Source organism: Actinomadura violacea (genome assembly GCF_017573465.1).
GTDB lineage: Bacteria > Actinomycetota > Actinomycetes > Streptosporangiales > Streptosporangiaceae > Spirillospora > Spirillospora violacea.
The window spans coordinates 53,205-75,022 of the sequence record NZ_JAGEPF010000036.1 but is presented as its reverse complement, the minus strand read 5'-3'; the positions used below and the strand labels follow the sequence as shown (position 1 = coordinate 75,022).

The following is a 21,818-nucleotide window of genomic DNA, read 5'->3' as shown; positions in this document are numbered from 1 at the left end:
GATCTCCGTGGGTACACCTCCCTCGTCCAATTGGCGAGGGGGGACGGCGGCATGACCGCTGACACGGTGGCGCGCGGCGAGAAGGCCATGCCCAAGGGCAGGGACCTGTACGTCATCCTCGGCGCGCTGATGCTGGCCATGCTGCTCGCCGCGCTGGACCAGACGATCGTCTCCACGGCGCTGCCCACCATCGTCAGCGACCTCGGCGGCCTCAACCACCTGTCCTGGGTCGTCACCGCGTACCTGCTCGCGTCCACCGCCTCGACGCCGCTGTGGGGCAAGCTCGGCGACCAGTACGGCCGCAAGCGGCTGTTCCAGGGCTCGATCGTCATCTTCCTCGTGGGGTCCGCGCTGTGCGGCATCGCGCAGGACATGAACGAGCTGATCTTCTTCCGGGCGCTGCAGGGGCTCGGCGGCGGCGGGCTGATGGTGCTGGTCGTCGCGATCGTCGGGGACGTCGTCCCGCCCCGCGACCGCGGCCGGTTCCAGGGCCTGTTCGGCGCCGTCTTCGGCGTCTCCAGCGTGTGCGGGCCGCTGCTCGGCGGCTGGTTCGTCGACAACCTGTCGTGGCGCTGGGTGTTCTACATCAACATCCCGATCGGCATCGTCGCGCTGCTGGTCATCGCCGCCGTCCTGCACGCCTCCGGGGAGCGCGAGCGGCACCGCATCGACTACCTCGGCACGCTGCTGATCGTCGGCTGGTCCGTCGGCCTGGTGCTGATGACGACCTGGGGCGGCACCCGCTACGACTGGCTGTCCGCGCCGATCATCGTGCTGGCGGTCGTGTCGGTGGTGCTGATCGTCGTCTGGCTGCTGGTGGAGCGGCGCGCCGCCGAGCCGATCATGCCCCCGCACCTGCTGCGGCACGCGGTGTTCGCGCTGTCCTCGGCGATCAGCTTCGTGGTCGGCTTCGCGATGTTCGGCGCGCTCACCTTCCTGCCGATCTTCCTGCAGGTGGTGCACGGCGTCTCGCCGACGCTGTCCGGCGTGCACCTGCTGCCGATGATGATCGGCATGCTGGTCGCCTCGATCGGGTCCGGGCAGCTGATCAGCCGGACCGGCCGGTACAAGGTCTTCCCGGTGGTCGGCACCCCGCTCATCGCGATCGCCCTGTACCTGCTGTCGCGGCTGGACGAGAACTCCTCGACGCTGTCGATGAGCCTGCGGTTCGCGCTGCTCGGGTTCGGCCTCGGGCTGGTGATGCAGGTCCTCGTCATCGCCGTACAGAACGCCGTCTCCTACCAGGACCTGGGGTCGGCGACGTCCGGCGTCACGTTCTTCCGGCAGATCGGCGGGTCGTTCGGCGTCGCGGTGTTCGGGTCGGTCTTCAGCAACGAGCTCGCCAAGCACGTCGGGGACCTCGCCAAGAGCCGGCTGCTGCCGCCCGGTTTCAACCCGTCCGCGGTGCAGGGCAACCCGAAGCTGCTCGACAAGTACCCCGCCTCGGTGAAGCAGGGCGTGCTGCACGCGTACGCGCAGTCCATCGACACCGTGTTCCTGTGGGCGGTGCCCGTCGCGGCGGTCGCGTTCGTGCTGACCTGGTTCCTGCGGGAGGTGCCGCTGCGCGCCACGTCCCAGACCCCCGACTACGGCGAGGGGTTCGGCGCGGCGCCGACCGTCCGCTCGTCCCGGCACGAGATCGAGCGGTCGCTCAGCGAGCTGATGCGGCGGGACGCGAAGGCCGCGGAGGTCTACAACCGGCTTGCGCGCCTCTGCGGCGTCGACATGCCCGCCGGCAGCATCTGGGCGCTGTGCCGCATCGCCAAGGACCGGACCGTCGCCGGCATGGACCTCGCCGACCGCGCCGGCGTCCCCCTGGAGGAGGGCCGCCCCTACGTCGACCGGCTCGTGGACGCCGGGTACGTCCGCCGCACCGACGGCGTCCTCGCCATCACCCCGTCCGGGGAGGCGACCGCGGAACGCCTGTTCTCCGCCCGGCGCGAGGGCCTGTCGAAGCACGTCGAGGGCTGGTCGCCCGAGGAGCACGCCGAGCTGTCGGACGTGCTGACCCGCCTGGCGCGGGTGTCGCTCGGCGACGACGCCGACGGCAAGGTCCTCAAGTCCGGCACGGCCGCCGAGACGCCCTCCTGACGTGCGTCGCGCGGCGGGTTCCGTCGCACGGTGAGGGGTGCCGCGCCGAGACTCAGCTCACATGGCGTTGCGCTAGGAGGGATGTAATCTCATACTGACGACCGAATCTCACTCGGTTTCGGGACGGAACCCCAGAATTTTGGAGGCGTAGTGGCCGAGGCGTACATCGTCGGCGCGGTCCGTACCCCCGTCGGTACCAAGAAGGGCGCCCTTAAGGACGTGCACCCCGCCGACCTCGGGGCGCACGTGCTCAAGGAGGTCGTGAACCGTACCGGCGTCGACCCGTCCGCGGTCGAAGACGTGATCATGGGCTGCGTCATGCAGGCCGGCCCGCAGGCGCTGGACATCGCGCGCACCGCCTGGCTGTCGGCCGGCCTGCCCGAGAGCGTCCCCGGCGTCACCATCGACCGGCAGTGCGGGTCGTCGCAGCAGGCGATCCACTTCGCCGCGCAGGGCGTCCTGTCCGGCACCCAGGACGTCGTCGTCGCCTCCGGCGTCGAGCACATGGCCAAGGTGCCGATGGGCTCGAGCATCGTCGCCGGCCTGGACTTCCCGTACGGCGAGGGCTGGGGCGAGCGCTACGGCCGGCAGGAGATCTCCCAGTTCCGCGGCGCCGAGCTGATGGCCGAGAAGTGGGGCTTCACCCGCGAGGACCTGGAGAAGTTCGCGCTGGAGAGCCACAAGCGCGCCGCCAAGGCCATCGAGGCCGGCTACTTCGACCGCGAGATCGCCCCGCTCGCCGGGCTGTCCAAGGACGAGGGCGCCCGCCCCGACACCACCCTGGAGAAGATGGCGGGGCTGAAGACCCTGCGCGAGGGCGGCGTCATCACCGCCGCGGTGTCCTCGCAGATCTCCATCGGCGCGTCCGCCGTGCTGATCGCCTCCGAGGAGGCCGTCAAGCAGCACAACCTGACGCCGCGCGCCCGCATCCACACCCTCGCCATCACCGGCTCGGACCCGGTCTACATGCTGACCGGCCCGATCCCGGCGACGGAGAAGGCCCTCTCCAAGGCCGGCCTGAAGATCGACGACATCGACGTCTTCGAGGTCAACGAGGCGTTCGCCCCGGTCCCGATGGCGTGGGCGCACGACACCGGCGCCTCGCTGGACAAGACCAACCCCAACGGCGGCGCGATCGCCACCGGCCACCCCCTGGGCGCGACCGGCGGCATCCTGATGACCAAGCTGCTGCACGAGCTGGAGCGCACCGGCGGCCGCTACGGCCTGCAGACGATGTGCGAGGGCGGCGGCCAGGCCAACGCCACCATCATCGAGCGTCTTTAGTCCCCGCACGGCGGTCCCCGTGGCCCATCCCCGGTCCGGGGGTGGGCCACGGGCGTTCGCGCCGGACGGGATGATGGCCGGGTCGTGCCGGTGGACCGCCAGGGAGCAGAGCATGTACGAGACGATCGTGTACGAGGTCGCGGAGCGGGTCGCGCGGATCACGCTGAACCGGCCCGACGCCCGCAACGCGCTCAGCGACACCATGATCGGCGAGCTGCTCGACGCGTTCGACCGGGCGAAGGCCGACGGCGGCGTGCGGGTCATCGTGCTGACCGGCGCGGGCGACCGGGCGTTCTGCGCGGGCGCCGACCTCGGCGGGCTCGGCGCGGCCCAGGCGGACGGGCGGTCCGTCGCGGATCCCGCCGCGATCCGCGAGAGCGCCCCGTTCCGGCTGTTCACCGCGTTCCCGAAGCTCGGCAAGCCGATCATCGCGCGGCTCGCCGGGCACGCGGTCGCCGGCGGGCTCGGCCTCGCCGCCGCCTGCGACCTGGTGGTCGCGGCCGACGACGTCAAGCTCGGCACGCCCGAGGTCAACGTGGGCCTCTGGCCCATGATGATCATGGCGATCATCAACCGGAACGTCGCGCCGAAGCACGCGTTCAGGCTCTACTACACCGGGCAGCGCGTCACCGCCGCTGAGGGCCGCGAGATCGGCCTGGTCACCGAGGTCGTGCCGCGCGCCGGCCTGGACGCGCGGGTGGACGAGCTGGCCCGCACCATCGCGGCCAAGAGCCCGCTCGGCCTGCGCCGGGGCCGCGACGCGTTCTTCGCGATCGAGGGCCGTCCGCTGGAGGACCAGGTGGAGCACCTGCTGTCCGAGCTCGTCGGCCTGGCCGCGACCGAGGACGCCAAGGAGGGCATCACCGCCTTCCTGGAGAACCGCGCCCCCGACTTCCAGGGCCGCTGACCGGCGGTCAGCCGGTGGTGGTGAAGGTGAGCGTCCGCTGCAGTTCGGCGGCGCGCGCGTGCATCCGGTCCACCGACCTCTCGATCCTGGTGAGCTTGCCGGTGCGGCAGGAGACGGCGAGCGCGCCGACGGCGGCGCCGGCGGCGTCGGTGACGGGGACGGCGGCGCAGCCGGTGCCGAGCGCGTACTCCTCGCGGTCGAGGGAGAGCCCGGCGGGCGAGCTGAGCGTGCTCAGCAGCCGCGCGGGCTCGGTGATGGTGTGCGGGGTCAGGTCGACGAGCGGGTGCCGGGCGAGGTAGTCGCGGCGCCGGTCCTCGTCGAGCTGGCCGAGCATGCACTTGCCGAGCGCGGTCGCGTGCGCGGACTCGTCGAACCCGACCCAGACGTCGACGCGGGGCGCGCGCGGGCCGTCGGCGACGTCGATGAGCCGGATCTCGTCGTCGACGTGCATGCCGAAGTAGCAGGCGGCGCCCAGCTCGTCGCGCAGCGCGACGAGCGTCGGGCGGACGCGCGCGAGCAGCTGCTGCGTCCGGCTCCGGCCGTGCAGTGACTGGACGCGGTCGCCGAGCACCCAGACGCCGTCGGGCAGCCGCATGGCGTAGCCCTCGTGCGCGAGGGTGCGCAGCAGGTGGTAGGCGGTCGCGAGGGGCAGCCCGGCCTCGCGGGCCAGCTGCTTGGCGGGCGCGCCGCTGGGATGCGACGCCACCACCTCCATGAGGTGCAGGGCGCGCTGCACCGAGGCGATGAGAGTGGGCTTGCGTGTCTCATCCATCACGCACAGCGAACCCCTCCGGCCCGGCGAGGTCAAGGCCTTTGCCCCTACTCGGGCGCCATCGCCCGCGACACGCCTGGACGGCGGGGGAGTACCCGGCCCGCCGACCGGGGAGTAACTTCGGGACAGTGCAACCTCTGGGGGCCGATCCCCCAGACCCCCAGGGCTGCCGCCCGAAGGGCGGGAGCGGAGGGCATCGCTTCCGAGGAGCCGGCATGAGCCAGCCGAGTCGCACCAGCCAGCCGAGTCGCACCGAGGGCCACGTCGACGAGCGGACCGCCCGCAGGGTCGCCGAGGAGGCCCGCGAGTCCGAGTGGCGGCTGCCGAGCTTTGGCAAGCAGCTCTTCCTCGGCGACTTCCGGCTCGACCTCGTCCACCCGCATCCGCGCCCGGACGAGGAGTCGCGGCGCCGCGGCGAGGCGTTCCTCGCGCGGCTCACCGAGTTCTGCGCCACCCGGATCGACCCCGCGCTGATCGAGCGCGAGTCCCGCATCCCCGACGACGTGGTCGCCGGCCTGCGGGAGATGGGCGCGCTCGGCATGAAGATCCCCGAGCGGTACGGCGGGCTCGGGCTCAGCCAGCTCTACTACGGCCGGGCGCTGATGGTCGTGGGGTCGGTCAGCCCGGCACTCGGGGCGCTGCTGTCGGCGCATCAGTCCATCGGCGTCCCGCAGCCGGTCAAGATGTTCGGCACCGAGGAGCAGAAGGACGAGTGGCTGCCGCGGTGCGCCAGGCAGATCAGCGCGTTCCTGCTCACCGAGCCCGACGTCGGCTCCGACCCGGCGCGGCTGCGTTCCACGGCGGTCCCGGACGGCGACGGCTACGTCCTCAACGGCGTCAAGCTGTGGACGACCAACGGCGTCGTCGCCGACCTCGTCGTCGTCATGGCGCGCGTGCCGAAGTCGGACGGCCATCACGGTGGCATCTCGGCGTTCATCGTGGACATGTCCGCGCCCGGCATCACGGTGGAGAACCGCAACGCGTTCATGGGGCTGCGCGGCATCGAGAACGGCGTGACGCGCTTCCACGACGTGCGCGTCCCCAAGGCCAACCTGATCGGCAAGGAGGGCGCCGGCCTGAAGATCGCGCTCACCACGCTGAACACCGGGCGGCTGTCGCTCCCCGCGATCTGCGCGGCGAGCGGCAAGTGGGCCGCCAAGATCGCCCGCGAGTGGTCGAAGGAGCGGGTGCAGTGGGGCCGGCCGGTCGGCGAGCACGAGGCCGTGGCCCGCAAGGTCGCGTTCATCGCCGCCACCGCGTACGCGCTGGAGGCGGTCCTCGACCTGTCCGGGCAGCTCGCCGACGACGAGCGCAACGACATCCGGATCGAGGCGGCCCTCGCCAAGCTGTGGTCGTCGGAGATGGCCTGCCGGATCGCCGACGAGCTGGTCCAGCTGCGCGGCGGCCGCGGCTTCGAGACGGCCGAGTCGCTGGCCGCCCGCGGCGAGCGGGGCGTGCCCGCCGAGCAGCTGCTGCGCGACCTGCGGATCAACCGCATCTTCGAGGGCTCCACCGAGATCATGCACCTGCTGATCGCGCGCGAGGCGGTGGACGCGCACCTGTCCGTCGCGGGCGACATCATCGACCCCGACGCCTCCACCGGGACGAAGGCGCGCGCGGCGGCCAAGGCGGGCGGCTTCTACGCGCGCTGGCTGCCGACGCTGGTGACGGGCGCCGGGCAGCGGCCGAACGCCTACGCCGAGTTCGGTGCGCTCGCCAAGCACCTGCGGTACGTGGAGCGCGCGTCCCGCAAGCTCGCCCGCTCCATCTTCTACGCGGCGGGCCGCTGGCAGGGGAAGCTGGAGTACAAGCAGGGCTTCCTCGGCCGAATGGTCGACATCGGCGCCGAGTTGTTCGCGATGAGCGCCGTATGCGTCCGCGCCAACGCCGATTCCGCCGGCCTTGGTCCGCTTTCCGGATCCATTATGGACGGGGTTGGCGAGGCCAATGTTCCGGGCGCCTCCGCCGTGCTGCTGGCCGACGCGTTCTGCCGCCAGGCGCGCGTCCGCGTCGACGAACTGTTCGACGGACTATGGCGCAACACCGACGAGATGGACGTGAAACTCGCGCGCGCCGTCCTCGCCGGCGACTTCGCCTGGGTGGAGGAAGGCGTATTGGACCCCTCCATTCCCGGACCGTGGATCGCGCCCGCCGAACCAGGCCCGAGCGACCGGGAGAGCGTGCACCGCACGATCGGCTGAGGGCGTCCGCGCTGACCTGCGGTACGTGACCGGCGGACTGCCGTGCGCTACGGTGACCTGGCCCCGCGGCCGGCCGACCGGTCCGGCCGCGCCGGGGCGACCGGTCTCCGTCCGCCGTGCGCCGATTCCTGAACGCCGGGCATTGCGCTCGCGTACGGATGGGTAGACTGACCCGACCTTGCGCCAGAGATCAGCCATCCCGAGGGATCCGGCACATCGATCCGGCGAAAACAGGCAGAACGCCAACGCACCCAGCGAGCGGGAAGTATGCAGCAACCTGGTCAGAAGAAGTCCATCGCAGGAACCCTACTCAATCTACTCGGAAGCGGTCCGAAACCCGCGCCCGCAACGCCGACCGCGGGGGACGGAGAGCTCATCCAGCCCGCCGCCGGCGACGGGGCGCTGGAGAACCACCTGGGCGGTGACGAGGCCCGCAACTACCGCAAGTACGAGTACGAGACCGTCGCTCCCCACGTCGGGCGCTCGCTGCTGGAGATCGGCTCCGGGCTCGGGCACTTCTCCGAGCAGTTCGCCGGCCGCCTCGACTACCTCGTCGTCAGCGACAACGACCCCTACTGCGTCGGCGAGCTGCGCAAGCGCTACGACGGCAACGACGACGTCGAGGTCATCGACCTCGAACTGCCGGCCGAGATCGAGATCCGGCAGAAGGTCGACACCGTCGTGATGATGAACGTCCTGGAGCACATCAAGGACGACGTCCAGGCGCTGCGCGACCTCGCCTCGGTCACCCTGCCCGGCGGCCGGATCGTGATCTGGGTGCCCGGCTACATGCAGCTGTACGGCGACTTCGACCGCAAGGTCGGGCACGTCACCCGGTACACCCCGCAGACGCTGGAGGCCTCCGTCCGCGAGGCCGGGCTCGTCCCCGAGGTGCTCAAGCCCATCAACTTCCTGGGCGGGATCGCCTGGTGGTTCGCGGTCCGCCGCGGCGGCGCCGGCTACCCCGACCCGCGGCTGGTCAAGATCTACGACCGGACGGTCGTGCCGCTGACGCGCGGCATCGAGCGCGTCGTCCGGCCGCCGTTCGGCCAGACCGTCTTCTGTGTGGCGCGCGTTCCGCGCTAGCGGGAGGCCCCGGCCGGCGGCACGGCGGGCACGAGATCATCACCATGTGAACTCGTGCCCGCCGTTTTCGGTATGTCGCCCGTCACACGGCGCGGTGGGCGGAGCACACTGGGCAGTGGCCGGAACGGTCGCGGACCGCCTCTCCGTCAGGAGGAGCACCGCATGCTTCCGCGGTGCGCGCCCGTGAAGGCCGGCCACGTCAGTTCCCGTGTGGTCCGACGGTTCAGTGGCGGGGGCCCGGGAGGGGGGTTCCCGCCACCGAGCCACGCCCGCCCGCGGCCGGGCCCCCGGCGGACCCGGCGAACAGCGCCAGCCGGTGCGCGGTCGCGGCGGCCTCGCCGCGGTTGGCCACCTCCAGCTTGCCGAGGATGTTCGACACGTGCACGCTCGCCGTCTTCACCGAGATGAACAGCGCCTCGGCGATGTCGCGGTTGCTGCGCCCCTCGGCGACGAGGCGCAGCACCTCGTACTCGCGCGGCGTCAGCCCGAGCGGGGCGGACGGGTCGGCGGCGGTCCGGCGCGGGGCCCGCGTGCGGCGCAGCAGTTCGGCGACCTGCTCGGCGAGCGCCGCGGCGCCGAGGCCGGCGGCGGCGTCGCCGGCGATCCGCAGCCGTTCGGACGCCGCGTCGTGGTCGCCGTCCGCCAGCGCGGCCTCGGCGGCGCGGACCAGCGCCTGCGCGCGCCCGTACGGGTTGCCGATGGCCTCCCACGCGGCGGCGGCCCGGTCCCAGCCGGCCTGGTCGGGGACGCCCCGGGCCCGTGACGTCTCGGCGTCGAGGACGAGCCTGTGGGCGCGCTGCAGCGGGCCGCTGATCGTCAGGCCGGCGGCGCGCTCCTCGATCCGGCGCAGCACCGGCGCGGCGGGCGCGCCGATCTCGGCGCAGGCCGCGGCGCCCGCGACCAGCACCGGCAGCGCGTAGCGGGCGTCGTCGGGCAGGCCCGCCTCCTCGATCACGTGCTCGACGGCCGGGAGGACGTCCTGCGGGCGGCCCTCGGCGAGCGCCAGCCGCGCTTCGAGCCACAGGCTGCTGAAGTAGTCCTGCGTCTTGCGCCACTTCATCTTCAGCCGCATGACCTCGCGGGAGCCCTCAAGGCGCTCGCGGGCGGTGTCGAGGTCGCCGCGGGCGAGCGCCACGGCGCCGGACAGGACCAGCAGCGAGGTCCGGATCGTCACCGCCGGCTCCTCCTCCATCGCGTGGTTCATCACCGCGATGGCCTCGTCCCAGCGGCCGAGGGAGACCAGCGGCTCGGCCTGGTTGATGCACAGGAACGTGCCCTGCGTCCGCGCCACGCCGTACTCGCGGGCCAGCTCCTTGCCCTTCGCGGCGACCGCCGCGGCCTCCTCGTGCTTGCCCGCGCCCTCCAGGAAGTGCGACTTGATGACGTAGTAGCGCAGCTGCACCCGGTGGTTGCCGGCGGCGGTGACGATCCGCTCGATCTCGTTGAGCGTGCCCTCCGTCGCGGCGCCGTAGTCGGAGTAGTCGATGTCGGCGCAGAACAGCGTGATGAGCGCCTGCGCCTCGGCGACCGGGTCGGCGAGCTTGCGCGCGATGGCGAGCGACTCCGCGGCCGCGGCCTGGGCCTCCGGGATGTCGGTGGAGAAGCGCACGTAGGTCGCGAACGTCGCGAGGACGCGCGCGCGGAGCACGGTCGGGGGATCGGCCGGCAGCGCCTTCACCGCGGCCCGCAGGTCGTCGACGAAACCGGGCCGCGCCATCTCGTAGCGCATGTGGCCGCGCAGCTCCAGCAGCGACGCCCACCGCTCGATGTCGATCACGGTCTCGCCGATGTCGGCCTCGGCCTCGCCGGTGCAGGCCCCCGGATCGCCGGCGGCCTCGACCTCCTTCAGCGCCGCCGTGACGAACTTGATGCCCCGGTCGTACTCGCCGGCCAGGTCGGCGGCGACCGCGGCGTCCTCCATCACCTTGGTGTGGTCGGCGCCGATGCGCTCCGCCGCGTCCGGCACCCGGTCCCACAGGTGCAGCACCCGCGACAGCATCGTCAGGCACTCGGCGTAGGCGAGGGCCTTGCGCGCGTCGGCCGCCGCCCGCCACGACGCGACCAGCGCCCAGGTGGCGTCGTTGGCGGCCTTCCAGTGGTGGCTGAGCTCCACCCAGAGCCGCCCGGACGGGACGAGGCCCGGGTCGTTCTCCAGGGCCTCGGCGTAGCGGGTGTGCAGCCGCGTGTACTCGCCGGGCAGCAGGTCGTCGTGGACGGCCTCGCGGATCAGCGCGTGCCGGAACGCGTACCCGTCGCCGTCCACGACCAGCACGTTCGCGGCGACGGCCGGGCGCAGCACCCGGGTCAGCGCGGAGTCGTCCAGGCCCGACACGGCGGCCAGCAGCGCGTGCTCGATGCGGGTGCCGCCGCCGCTGGCGTCGCGCAGCACGTCCTGGGTCTCCTCGGGCAGCCGCTGCACGCCCGCCAGCAGCAGGTCGCGCAGCGACTCGGGCAGCTCGCACGCCAGCGTGCCGTCGTCGTCGAGCAGCGCCTCGATGAACAGCGGGTTGCCCTCGCTGCGGGCGTCGATCCGCTCGACGAGCCCGGCCGGCGGCGCGTGCCCGAGCACCTCGGTGACCAGCGCCGCGACGTCCGAGCGCGCCAGCCGGCCGATCTCCAGCCGGCTGACCCGGTCGACCCGCTCCAGCCCGCCGAGCAGCGGCCGCAGCGGATGCGTGCGGTGCAGCTCGTCCGACCGGTAGGTGACGACGATCAGGACCGGCGCGACGCTGAGGTTGCGCACCAGGAACGCCAGCAGGTCGCGAGTGGAACGGTCCGCCCAGTGCGCGTCCTCGATGACCAGGACCACCGGCTCGCGCTCGGCGAGCCGTTCGAACAGCGTCAGCACCACCTCGAACAGCCGGGCGCGCTCCTCACCGGTGGCGGCGTCGCTCTCCGGCTCCCCGAACTCCGGCAGCAGCCGGGCGAGGGACCCGGTGTCGCCGCGCGGGACGAGCGCCGCGACGCCGTCGATGCCGACGTCGCGGACCAGGCCGCGCAGCACGGTGGTGAACGGCGCGAACGGCAGGCCGTCGGAGCCGAGCTCCAGGCAGCCGCCGATCAGCACGCGGGCCCGGCCGCGGCCGACGGACGCGGCGAACTCGCGGATCAGCCGGGTCTTGCCGAGGCCGGCCTCGCCGCCGACCAGCACGGCGCCGGGGGCCGACGCCAGCGCGTCCTCCAGCAGGCCGAGCTCGGCTGCCCGGCCGACCAGGACAGGACTCATCGCACGCGCGCTCACGTCACAAGGATGCCAAATGAATCCGACAATCCCACCTGAATATCAGTCGGTGAGACGGTGCCAGCCCTGACCGCGGTGCTCGTCCAGCCCGGCGACGGGCCCGCCGGGCAGCGGCGGGTGCGCGGCGGTGCGGACCGGACCGGAGTCCAGCACGCCGCGCGCCCGGAAATGATCGAGGTCCAGCATCTCGGCGCCGGACAGCAGCGGCGCGACCGGCGCCCCCGCCGCCGACAGCCGCTCCATCGCCTCGTCCCTGGTCAGCCGGGCGATCGCGGCGGCGATCCGCGCGTCCAGCTCGGCGACCCGGCCGAGCCGTTCGGCGAACGGGACGCCCGCCGCCCCGTCCAGGCCGAGCGCGCCGCACGTCGCCGCCCACAGCCGCTCCTCCGACACGACCCCGAGCGTGATCCGCAGGCCGTCCTTGGTGGCGTAGACGCCGTACCCGGGGACGGGCCCGGTCACGTGCGGCGCCGGCTCCGCGGGCTCGGGGGCCGGCTGCGGGCGGGTGGCCTCCGGGACGGTGCTCGTCCAGTGCGCCAGCACGTCGGCCATCCCGAGGTCGATCCGGTCGCCCTCCCCGCTCGCGCGGGCCTTGAGGCACGCGGCGGTGATCGCGAACGCGGCCATCGTCGCGGCGGCCATGTCGGCGACCGGCAGCTCCTCCAGCGACGGGGACACCGCGTCCGGCGGCAGCGTCGCCGCGTACGCGCGGTAGTTGACGTCGTGGCCCGGCACCTGGGCGAGCGGCCCGTCCGCGCCGTAGCCCGAGATGGAGCAGTAGACGAGGCGGGGGTTGCGCGCGCGCACGGCCGCGTCGCCGACGCCGAGCCGGTCCGCGACGCCGGGCCGGAATCCTTCGACGAACACCTCGGCGTCCGCCGCGAGCTCCAGGCACCGCTCCCGCCCGGCGTCGGACTTCAGGTCGAGGGCGATGCTGCGCTTGCGCCGGTTGAGCAGGTCGAAGTGGCCCTGGAACATCCGCATGGGCTCCCCGCCCGGCGGCTCCACCTTGATGACGTCGGCGCCGAGCTGGGCGAGCAGCTGCGTGGTGTACGGGCCGGGCCGCCACATGGTCAGGTCCAGCACGCGCAGTCCGTCCAGCGGCGCCATGGGTCTCCTCCGCGTCGGCTCGTCCGGGGCCCCGCCATGGTGTCCGGCGGACCGGCCGACGGTCAAGCGAGCGCTTGGTTGCGACCCGGCGGGGCGCCGAAGAGGGGCAGCAGCCGATCGGTGTTCAGGAACGTCGTGCTCCCGCCGACCAGCCCCTCGAAGAGGTCGAGGACGACCAGGGCGAACGGCGCGTGGACGCCGTCGGGCCCCGGACGGGTCTGCCAGTACGCCGGCGAGCCGTTCGCCGCGACCGGGACCAGCCGGGCGCCCGCGCACGACGCCTCCGGGGCGAGCAGCGCCCGCCGGATCGCGCCGCGGCCGCGCAGCCACCAGGTGAACGGCGGCATCGACATCGTCGCGTCCTCGTGGATCAGCGCCACCAGCGCGGCGACGTCGTGCCGCTCGAACGCGTCGCAGTAGCGGGCCAGCAGGTCGCGCTGCGCGGCGTCCGATGGGTGGAACGGTTCGCCGAGCCCGGGGCTCACGGCCTTCAAGGTCGTCCTGGCGCGCTGCAACGCGCTGGTCACCGAGGCCGTCGTGGAGTCCAGCGCCTGCGCGGCCTCCGCCGCCTTCCAGCACAGCACGTCGCACAGGATCAGCACGGCCCGCTGCCGGGGCGGCAGGTGCTGGAGCGCGGCGACGAACGCCAGCCGGACCGTCTCGCGCTGCACCGCCAGCCGCTCCGGATCGCCGTCGGCGGGCAGGACGAGCGCGTCGGGCACCGGCTGGACCCAGCCGGCCTCGGGACGGGGCGCGCCCAGGTCCGGCGGGCCCGAACCGTCCGCGGCGGGACCGAGGTCCATGGCGAGGGCCCGGCGCTGCGCGCTGCGCAGCATGTCGAGGCAGACGTTCGTCGCGATGCGGTACAGCCACGTCCGCAGGGACCCGCGCCGCTCGTCGTAGCGGTCGAACGACCGCCACGCCCGCAGCAGGGTCTCCTGCACCGCGTCCTCGGCCTCGAAGCCGGACCCGAGCATCCGGTAGCAGTAGCCGGTCAGTTCCGTCCGGTACGGCTCCAGGCGGGAGGCCGCACCGGTCAACGCCTCCGTCACGCCCCGACCCTATGCGCGGCCCCCGACGTTCCGGCCACCGATGAGTTTCCGGTGTCCGCGTCGTATCCCCTGGGAAGGCCAGTGCCAGCAGGAGGAGACCGTGATGACCGAAGACAAGATCCGCGCCGAGGTGGCCGCGGAGCGCCGCGAGCAGGCCGGCATGCTCGCGGGGCTCCGGCCCGAGCAGTGGGACGCGCCGACGCTGTGCGAGGGGTGGCGGGTGCGGGAGGTGATCGCGCACACGACGATGCCGTACCGGACCTCGCTCCCGCGCTTTCTCCTGGACATGGTGAAGGCGGGCGGCCGCTTCAACCTGATGGCCGACCGGTCCGCGCGCCGCGACGCCGCCGCGCTCTCCGCTGATCAGCTCCTCGCCCAGCTGCGCGACAACATCGACCATCCGTGGACGCCGCCCGGGGGAGGCGCCGTCGGCGCGCTCTCCCACGACGTGATCCACGGGCTGGACATCACGGTGGGGGCCGGCCTGGACCGCCGCCCTCCCGTGGACCGGATCGCCCTGGTGCTGGACGGGATGCGGCCGAAGAACGTCGCCTACTTCAAGACCGATCTGGACGGGGTCAAGCTGGAGGCGACCGACCTCGACTGGAGCTACGGCACCGGGACGCCGGTCCGCGGCCTCGCGGGCGACCTGCTGCTCGTGGTGTGCGGGCGGCGCCTGCCCGAGGGGCGTGTCGAGGGGGAGGCGGCGGCGCGGTTCACGGGGTGACGCGCGCGTTCCCGCAGGTCCTCGCGATTACATAGACACCAATGTCTGTTTGGGCGCATAATCGTCACCGTGACGGACAACGAGGTCACCGGACGGATCCGGCCCGGACATCTGGTGGGCGGCCGCTACCGGCTGCTCGAGCCACTCGGCTCGGGCGGGTTCGGGCAGGTCTGGAAGGCGCGGGACGAGGCGCTCGGCGTGGTCGTGGCGGTCAAGGGCATGTGGCTGCCACCGGGGGCCGACGCCGAACTGGGGCAGCGCCTCGCCCGCGCCGAACGCGAGGCCCGCAACGCCGCACGGCTCCGCGACCACCCCAACATCGTGACCGTGCACGACGTCGTCATCGAGGACGGCGTCCCATGGATCGTCATGCGGCTGGTGACCGGCCGGTCGCTGGAGGACCGGCTCCGCGCCGGCGGCCCGCTGCCGGAACCCGAGGCCGCCCACGTGGCGGCCGGGCTGCTCAACGCGCTCGGCGCCGCCCACGCCGCCGGCATCCTGCACCGCGACGTCAAGCCCGCGAACGTGATGCTGGCCGAGAACGGCGACGTCCTGCTCACCGACTTCGGCATCGCCGTGCACCAGGCCGACACCGCGCTCACCGCCACCGGCCTGATCATCGGATCGGCCGAGTACCTCGCCCCCGAACGCGCCGACGGCGCCGACGGCGACGCCGCGAGCGACCTGTTCTCCCTCGGCGTCACCCTCTACCGCGCGGTCGAGGGCCTCTCGCCGTTCCGCCGCGACAGCCCCAGCGGGACGCTCCGGGCCGTGATCATGCACGACCCGCCGCCGCCGCAGCGCGCGGGCGGCCTCGCGCCGCTCATCACCGCGCTGCTGAGCAAGAACCCGGCGGCGCGTCCGTCCGTCCCGCGGGCGCTGGAGATGATCGGCGCGCCGTCGCTCCCCACCCGGACGCTCCGGCCCGTCCACGGGCGGCGGAACGCGCTGATCGCCGGCGGATGCGCAGCGGCCCTCGTGGGCGCGGCGGCGGTCGTCCTTGTGGCCACGGCCGGGGGCGGCCACAAGGACCACCCGTCCGCGACAAGGCTTCACCCTGCCGCCGCGAAGACCACCACGGCGCCGCCCGCCCCGGTCCCGACGGACGCGGACGGCCTGCCCGACCCCTGCCAGACCCCCGACGACACCACCAAACGCACGTTCAAGCTCTGGGCCGGGCAGGCGCAGGGCACGGGCAAGCCCGGCACCGGCAAGCCCTGGCTGCGGGTCTGCCGCTGGTACCCGCCGGGCTGGGGCGACGGGTACCTCATGCTCGCCTACGGCTCGCTGGAGGTCAGCGTGCAGAACGGCGGGAAGCCCTCGCCGCCGTCGGTCACGGGCCTGCCGTCGTCCGCGCAGATGGTGAGCAGTTCCTACAACTGCCTCATCCAGTGGCCCGCGTCCTTCGGGAACGTCGCGGTCAACGCCTACGCGAAGAACTCGTCGGTGACGGACCTGTGCGGCAAGGCCGGCGCCCTCGCCCAGAGCGTCGCGCCCAGGATCCCGAAATAGCGCAAGTGGTGGCCGTGGTCCCCCGATCACCACGGCCACCACTACGTCTGATGCACCCCGCCCCATCCGAGTTCACCCCGACCCGCCACAAATGGAGGAATCGCGCCGGGCGCGGCGGGCGTTGAACGCGGTGTGACCACGGCGGAGGAACGACTCACCGCGGACCGCGCGGGCACGCTGGAACTCCTGGCGTCGCTGCGCCGCGACTGGGAGGGCGTCGTCGAAGCGTCGGCGCAGAGCAACGCGGACGACGAGCACGACCCGGAGGGCGCCACCATCGCGTTCGAGCGCGCCCGGATCGAGGCGTCCCTGAGCCGCGCCCGAGCCCATCTGGCCGAGATCGACGGCGCGCTGCGCCGGCTCGCCGACGGCGCCTACGGGACCTGCGAACGTTGCGGCGGCCCGATCGCGACGGAGCGCCTGGCCGTCCGGCCGACGGCCCGAACCTGCGTCGGCTGCGCCTGACGCCATCTCCGCCACGGCGTCAGGCCGGCGAGCTGGACCTGTAGGTCTCGTCCTCCTCGGGACCTCTGGAGGTGCGTTGACTTGCGGCGTGTCGTCCTTATCGGCGGCCGGATAAGGACGACACGCCGCAAGTCAACGAGTTGCCGGTCGGGTGGGCGTTCGTGTGCGGCCTACGCTTGGCGGGTGAAGGTCGCTGTTGCCGGTGTGGTTGTTGCGTTGTTGTGCGGGTTCGCCGTTCCGGCGTACGCGGCGGACGACGGGCTGACGCCGTTGGTCGACGTGGTGGCGCGGCGGCTCGACGTCGCGGACATGGTCGCGGCCGCCAAGTGGGGGACGGGCATGCCCATCGAGGACAAGGCGCGCGAGCAGCAGATCCTCGACTCGGTCGCGGAGCGGTCGGCGGAGATGGGCATCGACCCGCGGACCGCGCAGCGGATCTTCCGGGACCAGATGGAGGCGGGCAAGCTCGTCCAGCGCGGGCTGTTCGCCCGGTGGGCGGTTAGGCCCGGTGACATCCCGGCGCACCGTCCCGACCTGGGCAAGGACGTCCGGCCGCTGCTCGACCGGATCACCGGCGAGCTGCTCGCGGACATCAAGGACACGCGGGACGTGCGGCGCGGCGCGTCCTGCCGCGCTGAGCTGGCCGGCGCCGTCGGGCGGGTCGAGGCGGCCCGGCGTCCCGACGCCCTGCACCGCGTCGCGCTGGTCCGGGCCATTCCGTCGATCTGCTGAGATGCGCTCTTCGGGGTTATTGGATCCCGTGTCGGCATGATTGTGTGCCTCTGTGACACGGGATGCGGGACACGTCGTGATGGGCCGGTACCGGCTCGTGGAGCTGCTGGGCGAGGGCGGGATGGGCGCCGTCTGGCGGGCGCACGACGAGCGGATGCGCCGGGACGTGGCCCTCAAGCGGCTCAAGCTGCCGATGAGCCTGGAACCGGGGCTGCGCGACCAGCTGGTGGCGCGCATGGAGCGGGAGGCCCGGTCGGTCGGGATGCTCAAGCATCCCGGCATCATCACCGTCCACGACCAGTTCCACGACGAGGACGGCCTGCCGTGGATGGTGATGGAGCTGGTGCGGGGACGGTCCCTGGCCGACGCGATCGCCGACGGCGGTCCGCTGGACGAGGCGGAGGCCGCCCGGATCGGTGCGCGGATCGCCGAGGCGCTGGCGGCCGCCCACCGGGCGGGGGTCGTGCACCGCGACATCAAACCGGCCAACATCCTGCTGGAAGGCGAGCGGGTCGTGGTCTCCGACTTCGGGCTCGCCGCCGTGCCCGGCGAGACCGCCCTCACCGCGACCGGCGTCCTGCTCGGCACTCCCGCTTTCCTGGCGCCCGAGCAGGTCGACGACCGGGAGGCGACCGCGGCATCCGACGTCTGGTCCCTCGGCGTCACCCTGTACGCGGCCGTCGAAGGGCGGCCCGCGTTCACCGGCGGCAGCATGGCGGCGTTGCTGCTGGCCATCTCGCGGGGCGAGCCCACGCCCATGGAGCGCGCCCGGATCCTGGCGCCGGCGCTGCGCGAGATGCTTCGCCGTGACCCGCGGCGGCGTCCGAGCGCCGAGGCCGTCGCCGCCACCCTCAACACGCTGGCCGGAAACCCGCCCGCCGAGCCCCCGGCGGCCGACGACGTCGTTCCGCCGGTGCCGTTCGCGGAGCCTTCCCGCCGCGCCTTCCTGCTCAGCGGAGGCGCCGCCGCCGTCGCCCTGGCCGTCCCCGTCGGCTACGCCCTCACGCACGACGGGAAGTCGCGGCGCCCCCACGCGAGCCCTACTCCCGCCGCCTCGGGCCCGCCGTCCCTGGGGAAGGTGCTGAAGGGCCATACGGGCCGGGTCACCGCGGTGGCGTTCAGCCCGGACGGGAAGACCCTCGCCAGCACGAGCGACGACGGCACCGTGCGGTTGTGGGACCTGGCGACCCGCGCGCCCATCGGGCAGCCCCTCACCGGCCACAAGGACGCGGTGCTCTCGGTCGCGTTCGATCCGAAGGGGAGGACCCTGGTCACCGGGAGCAAGGACAAGACGGCGCGCGTGTGGGACGCGACCACCCGCCTGCCGGTCGGCAAGCCCCTCACCGGCCAGTACGAAGCCGTCTGGGCGGTCGCGTTCAGCCCCGACGGCAGGATCCTCGCCACTTCGGGCGGCGGCGAGGTGCTGCTGCGGCGCGCGAGCACCCGCAAAGCCTTCGGCGAGCCCGCCGTGCACCTCAACACCGTCAACGCGATGGTGTTCAGCCCGGACGGGAGGACCCTGGTCACCACGTGCGGCGACAACGTGTACCTGTGGGACCTGGGCGACGACCCCGGGCACGCCCGCTGGCGGAACCTCAAGGAGCGCGCCGGCGGGGTCGGCGGGGTGGCGTTCACCCCCGACGGGAAGACCCTTGTCACCGCGAGCGCGGGCGACGGCGAGGTGCAGTTGTGGAAGGCGGCCACCCGCAGGCCCATCGGCAAGTCCTTCACCGACGGTGACCGCGGCATCGACGGGGTGGCGTTCAGTCCCGACGGCAAGATCCTGGCCACCGGCGGCCTCGACCAGATGGTGCGGTTGTGGGACGTGGCCACCCGCAAACTCCTCAGGCCGCCCCTCACGGGCCATGCGAACACCATCGCCGCGGTGGCGTTCAGCCCCGACGGCAGCACCCTGGCCAGCGCGAGCGACGACTACACCCTGCGGCTGTGGGACTTGACCGCCATGGGCCTGCCCACGCCGACCTGACAGGCGCGGTCGTGCCCCGGGCCGTCCTTTCGATCTGCTGACACGGGCCGTGCAACCTTCCGGCGCCCCGGCCGCATCAAGGGGGTGTGGAACGGCCGAGGAGCATGCGCATGCCGGGACGGGACGACGAGTTCACCGCCTACGTGACGGCGAGAACGCCCTGGTTACGGCGGGTCGCCTACCTGCTGTGCCAGGACTGGCACCGGGCGGACGACCTCGTGCAGACCGCGATCACCCGCCTCTACCTGCACTGGCGGCGCGCGTCGGCGGCCGACAACGTCGACGGCTACGCGCGGACGGTGCTGGTCCGGGTGTTCCTCGCCGAGCAGCGCGGCGGCTGGCGGCGACGCGTCCGGCTCGTCCCGGAACCGCCCGATGAGTCGGGCGGCCCGCCCGACCTCGACGGCCGTCTGGACCTGCGGGACGCGCTCGCCGCGCTGCCGCCGAGGCAGCGGGCCGCCGTCGTACTGCGCTTCTACTGCGATCTGTCGGTCGAGCAGACCGCCGCCGTCCTCGACTGCTCGGCAGGGACCGTCAAGAGCCAGACGGCGCGCGGGCTGGACGCGCTGCGCCGCGTCCTGCAACCGGTGCAGAGCCTCACGGATGGGGAGAACCCGGCATGAACGACCTGAAGGAGCGGCTGGAGCGGATCGCCGCGGCGCCCGGACCGGCGACGTCCGTGGACCCGGCGGCGGCGATCAGGAAGGGGCGCCGGATCAGGCGCGGCCGGCGCGCCGCCGCCGGGACGGCGCTGGCCGGGCTCGCGGCGGCCGTCGCGGCGGTCGCGGTGCTGCCCGGCTCGCCGGAGGATCCGCACCGCACCGTCCGGCCCGCCGAGCGGGCGGGATACCCGGCCCTGCTGGTCCCGCCGGCCGCGTTCGGCTGGCTGCCGAAGGGGTACGCGCAGACGGAGGTCACGCGCTCCGAAGAGGACGGGACCAGCTACACGCTGGCGGCGGGGAAGGGCGACCGCCCGGCGCTGGAGCTGACCGTCCTGGAGTCCCGCACCGAACCGCCGATCGCCAACCTGTCCGGCGGGAAGAAGGGCGGCTGGACGAAGACGGCGCTCATCAACGGGCGCATCGGGCACTGGACGATCGAGCCGGGCGGCCCGGGCTCCGACCAGGTGCCCGCCGAGCTGCGGTGGGAGTACCAGCCGCACCACTGGGCGCTGCTGTCGGTGACCGACCGGGCGATCGCGCAGGAGCCGACCGTGCTGCGCATCGCGAAGGGCGTGGCGTTCGGTTCCCGCGGGCCGGCGCCATTCCCGTTCCGGGCCCGGGGCGTCCCTTCCGGGCTGAAGCCGGTGCAGGTCAGCGTCGGCACCGGGCCCCGGGCGTCCGTCCGGCTGACCTCGTCCGGCTCGCCGGGCGGTGACCTGGGGATCGAGGTCGCGCCCGCGAGGCGGACCCGCGCCCCGGTGAACACGAAGATCGACGGGCATCCCGCCTTCGACTCCCGGCTGCCGCACGGCGGCCCGAAGGTGGACCGGGACCCGTCGCAGGCGCAGCGGCTGGTCGTCTACAACGTGCGGGGCTTCGACGTCACCGTGCAGGCGACGGGCGGGCCGCTGCGGCGGCTGCAGGCGTCCGGCGGACTGACCGGCCTCTACCGCCGCGTGACGCTGCTCGGCGACGAGCCGGTGCGCTGGACGGCGCCGCTCGGCTGACCGGGACATGGGCCGTTTGTGCCGATGAGGGTCTTCGGCGATGCTTGGGGCGTGTCAACGGAGACTCTCATCGGCGCCGCCGAGCTGCGCGCGTTCCTGCACGGTCTGCCGGGTGTGGACCAGGTCGGCGCGGAGGAGCGGGCGGCCCGGCTCGCCACCCGGTCGATCAAGACGTCCGCGAAGGCCGAGGCGATCGACCTGGCCATTTCGATGGTGGACCTGACCACGCTGGAGGGCGCGGACACGGCGGGGAAGGTGGCTGCGCTGTGCGCCAAGGCCGCCCATCCCGACCCGTCCGATCCCTCGGTGCCGAAGGTCGCAGCGGTGTGCGTCTACCCCGACATGGTCGAGGTCGCCGTCCGCTCCCTTGAGGGAACGGGTATCGGGGTGGCGTCGGTGGCGACGGCGTTCCCGTCGGGGCGGGCTCCGCTGGAGGCCAAGCTCGCCGACACCCGGGCCGCGGTCGCGGCGGGTGCCGCGGAGATCGACATGGTGATCGACCGGGGCGCGTTCCTGTCCGGTGACTTCCTGAAGGTGTTCGAGGAGATCACCGCGGTCAAGCAGGCATGCGGCCAGGCGCACCTGAAGGTGATCCTGGAGACGGGTGAGTTGTCCACTTACGACAATGTGCGGCGTGCGTCGTGGTTGGCGATGCGGGCGGGCGCGGACTTCATCAAGACCTCGACCGGGAAGGTGTCGCCGGCGGCGACGTTGCCGGTGACGCTGGTGATGCTGGAGGCCGTCCGCGACTACCGCGCCGCGACCGGACGTCAGGTCGGGGTGAAGCCCGCCGGTGGGATCCGCACCACCAAGGATGCGATCAAGTATCTGGTGCTGGTGAACGAGACCGCCGGCCCGGACTGGCTGACGCCGCACTGGTTCCGGCTCGGCGCCTCCTCGGTGTTGAACGATCTGCTGATGCAGCGCCGCAAGCTGTCCACCGGGGTGTACTCCGGTCCCGACTACTTCACCCTGGACTGAT

At 73.2% G+C, this 21,818-nt stretch carries 17 protein-coding genes; 13 read left to right on the top strand and 4 right to left on the bottom strand.

The window, feature by feature from the left end; all coding sequences use genetic code 11:
• Positions 1–51: 51 nt before the first annotated feature.
• The 3 genes from J4709_RS44075 to J4709_RS44065 all read left to right on the top strand — a co-directional run bounded on the left by J4709_RS44075 (position 52) and on the right by J4709_RS44065 (position 4,282).
• Entirely contained in the window at positions 52–2,091 is a 2,040-nt protein-coding gene (locus J4709_RS44075; RefSeq protein WP_208251189.1) for an MFS transporter, read from the top strand.
• A gap of 150 nt (positions 2,092–2,241) precedes the next feature.
• Complete coding sequence (locus J4709_RS44070; RefSeq protein WP_208251183.1) at positions 2,242–3,375, top strand: acetyl-CoA C-acetyltransferase; 1,134 nt, start codon at positions 2,242–2,244, stop codon at positions 3,373–3,375.
• A 112-nt stretch (positions 3,376–3,487) separates the two neighbouring features.
• Positions 3,488–4,282 carry an enoyl-CoA hydratase-related protein gene (locus J4709_RS44065; protein WP_208251181.1) on the top strand — a complete coding sequence of 265 codons (795 nt, stop codon included), beginning with the start codon at positions 3,488–3,490 and terminating at the stop codon, positions 4,280–4,282.
• Positions 4,283–4,289: 7 nt separating this feature from the next.
• Here the strand turns inward: J4709_RS44065 and J4709_RS44060 are convergent, their stop codons facing one another.
• Positions 4,290–5,054 carry an IclR family transcriptional regulator gene (locus tag J4709_RS44060; protein ID WP_208251178.1) on the bottom strand — a complete coding sequence of 255 codons (765 nt, stop codon included), beginning with the start codon at positions 5,052–5,054 and terminating at the stop codon, positions 4,290–4,292.
• A gap of 215 nt (positions 5,055–5,269) precedes the next feature.
• On the opposite strand from J4709_RS44060, the gene J4709_RS44055 reads away from it, so the two are divergent.
• Complete coding sequence (locus tag J4709_RS44055; protein ID WP_208251176.1) at positions 5,270–7,255, top strand: acyl-CoA dehydrogenase family protein; 1,986 nt, start codon at positions 5,270–5,272, stop codon at positions 7,253–7,255.
• Positions 7,256–7,522: 267 nt separating this feature from the next.
• Positions 7,523–8,341 carry a class I SAM-dependent methyltransferase gene (locus J4709_RS44050; protein WP_208251173.1) on the top strand — a complete coding sequence of 273 codons (819 nt, stop codon included), beginning with the start codon at positions 7,523–7,525 and terminating at the stop codon, positions 8,339–8,341.
• A 223-nt stretch (positions 8,342–8,564) separates the two neighbouring features.
• Here J4709_RS44050 and J4709_RS55195 read toward each other — a convergent pair whose 3' ends face one another.
• The 3 genes from J4709_RS55195 to J4709_RS44035 form a co-directional block, all read right to left on the bottom strand.
• Positions 8,565–11,582: a helix-turn-helix transcriptional regulator gene (locus tag J4709_RS55195; protein ID WP_307802067.1), complete on the bottom strand. Its 3,018-nt coding sequence runs from the start codon at positions 11,580–11,582 to the stop codon at positions 8,565–8,567.
• Positions 11,583–11,624: 42 nt separating this feature from the next.
• Positions 11,625–12,692 carry a CaiB/BaiF CoA transferase family protein gene (locus J4709_RS44040; protein ID WP_208251172.1) on the bottom strand — a complete coding sequence of 356 codons (1,068 nt, stop codon included), beginning with the start codon at positions 12,690–12,692 and terminating at the stop codon, positions 11,625–11,627.
• A gap of 62 nt (positions 12,693–12,754) precedes the next feature.
• The gene (locus J4709_RS44035) at positions 12,755–13,744 is read right to left on the bottom strand and encodes a sigma-70 family RNA polymerase sigma factor (protein ID WP_307802066.1); all 990 of its coding nucleotides are present in this window, start codon (positions 13,742–13,744) and stop codon (positions 12,755–12,757) included.
• A 103-nt stretch (positions 13,745–13,847) separates the two neighbouring features.
• Here J4709_RS44035 and J4709_RS44030 point away from each other — a divergent pair, with 103 nt between their 5' ends.
• The 8 genes from J4709_RS44030 (at position 13,848) to deoC (ending at position 21,817) form a co-directional block, all read left to right on the top strand.
• Positions 13,848–14,471, top strand: a complete 624-nt coding sequence (locus tag J4709_RS44030) for a maleylpyruvate isomerase family mycothiol-dependent enzyme (protein ID WP_232384961.1) — start codon at positions 13,848–13,850, stop codon at positions 14,469–14,471.
• Between the two features lie 69 nt (positions 14,472–14,540).
• Positions 14,541–15,983 carry a serine/threonine-protein kinase gene (locus J4709_RS44025; protein WP_208251168.1) on the top strand — a complete coding sequence of 481 codons (1,443 nt, stop codon included), beginning with the start codon at positions 14,541–14,543 and terminating at the stop codon, positions 15,981–15,983.
• A 132-nt stretch (positions 15,984–16,115) separates the two neighbouring features.
• Positions 16,116–16,448, top strand: coding sequence for a TraR/DksA family transcriptional regulator (locus J4709_RS44020; protein WP_307802065.1), 333 nt, complete (start codon positions 16,116–16,118; stop codon positions 16,446–16,448).
• 183 nt (positions 16,449–16,631) lie between these two features.
• Positions 16,632–17,180: a chorismate mutase gene (locus J4709_RS44015; protein ID WP_208251162.1), complete on the top strand. Its 549-nt coding sequence runs from the start codon at positions 16,632–16,634 to the stop codon at positions 17,178–17,180.
• Positions 17,181–17,232: 52 nt separating this feature from the next.
• Entirely contained in the window at positions 17,233–19,167 is a 1,935-nt protein-coding gene (locus tag J4709_RS44010) for a WD40 repeat domain-containing serine/threonine protein kinase (RefSeq protein WP_208251160.1), read from the top strand.
• A gap of 110 nt (positions 19,168–19,277) precedes the next feature.
• Entirely contained in the window at positions 19,278–19,790 is a 513-nt protein-coding gene (locus J4709_RS44005; RefSeq protein WP_208251159.1) for a SigE family RNA polymerase sigma factor, read from the top strand.
• Entirely contained in the window at positions 19,787–20,836 is a 1,050-nt protein-coding gene (locus J4709_RS44000; RefSeq protein WP_208251158.1) for a hypothetical protein, read from the top strand. The genes J4709_RS44005 and J4709_RS44000 overlap by 4 nt, the downstream gene beginning before the upstream one ends.
• A gap of 24 nt (positions 20,837–20,860) precedes the next feature.
• Positions 20,861–21,817, top strand: a complete 957-nt coding sequence (gene deoC, locus J4709_RS43995; RefSeq protein ID WP_208251157.1) for a deoxyribose-phosphate aldolase — start codon at positions 20,861–20,863, stop codon at positions 21,815–21,817.
• Position 21,818 lies beyond the last annotated feature (1 nt).

Excerpts from the sequence above, each read along its gene's own strand:
- J4709_RS44075 (WP_208251189.1), top strand. The coding sequence starts at position 52 with ATGACCGCTGACACGGTGGCGCGCGGCGAGAAGGCCATGCCCAAGGGC.
- J4709_RS44065 (WP_208251181.1), top strand. The coding sequence starts at position 3,488 with ATGTACGAGACGATCGTGTACGAGGTCGCGGAGCGGGTCGCGCGGATC.
- J4709_RS44060 (WP_208251178.1), bottom strand. The coding sequence starts at position 5,054 with ATGGATGAGACACGCAAGCCCACTCTCATCGCCTCGGTGCAGCGCGCC.
- J4709_RS44055 (WP_208251176.1), top strand. The coding sequence starts at position 5,270 with ATGAGCCAGCCGAGTCGCACCAGCCAGCCGAGTCGCACCGAGGGCCAC.
- J4709_RS44050 (WP_208251173.1), top strand. The coding sequence starts at position 7,523 with ATGCAGCAACCTGGTCAGAAGAAGTCCATCGCAGGAACCCTACTCAAT.
- J4709_RS44040 (WP_208251172.1), bottom strand. The coding sequence starts at position 12,692 with ATGGCGCCGCTGGACGGACTGCGCGTGCTGGACCTGACCATGTGGCGG.
- J4709_RS44030 (WP_232384961.1), top strand. The coding sequence starts at position 13,848 with ATGACCGAAGACAAGATCCGCGCCGAGGTGGCCGCGGAGCGCCGCGAG.
- J4709_RS44005 (WP_208251159.1), top strand. The coding sequence starts at position 19,278 with ATGCCGGGACGGGACGACGAGTTCACCGCCTACGTGACGGCGAGAACG.
- J4709_RS44000 (WP_208251158.1), top strand. The coding sequence starts at position 19,787 with ATGAACGACCTGAAGGAGCGGCTGGAGCGGATCGCCGCGGCGCCCGGA.
- deoC (WP_208251157.1), top strand. The coding sequence starts at position 20,861 with ATGAGGGTCTTCGGCGATGCTTGGGGCGTGTCAACGGAGACTCTCATC.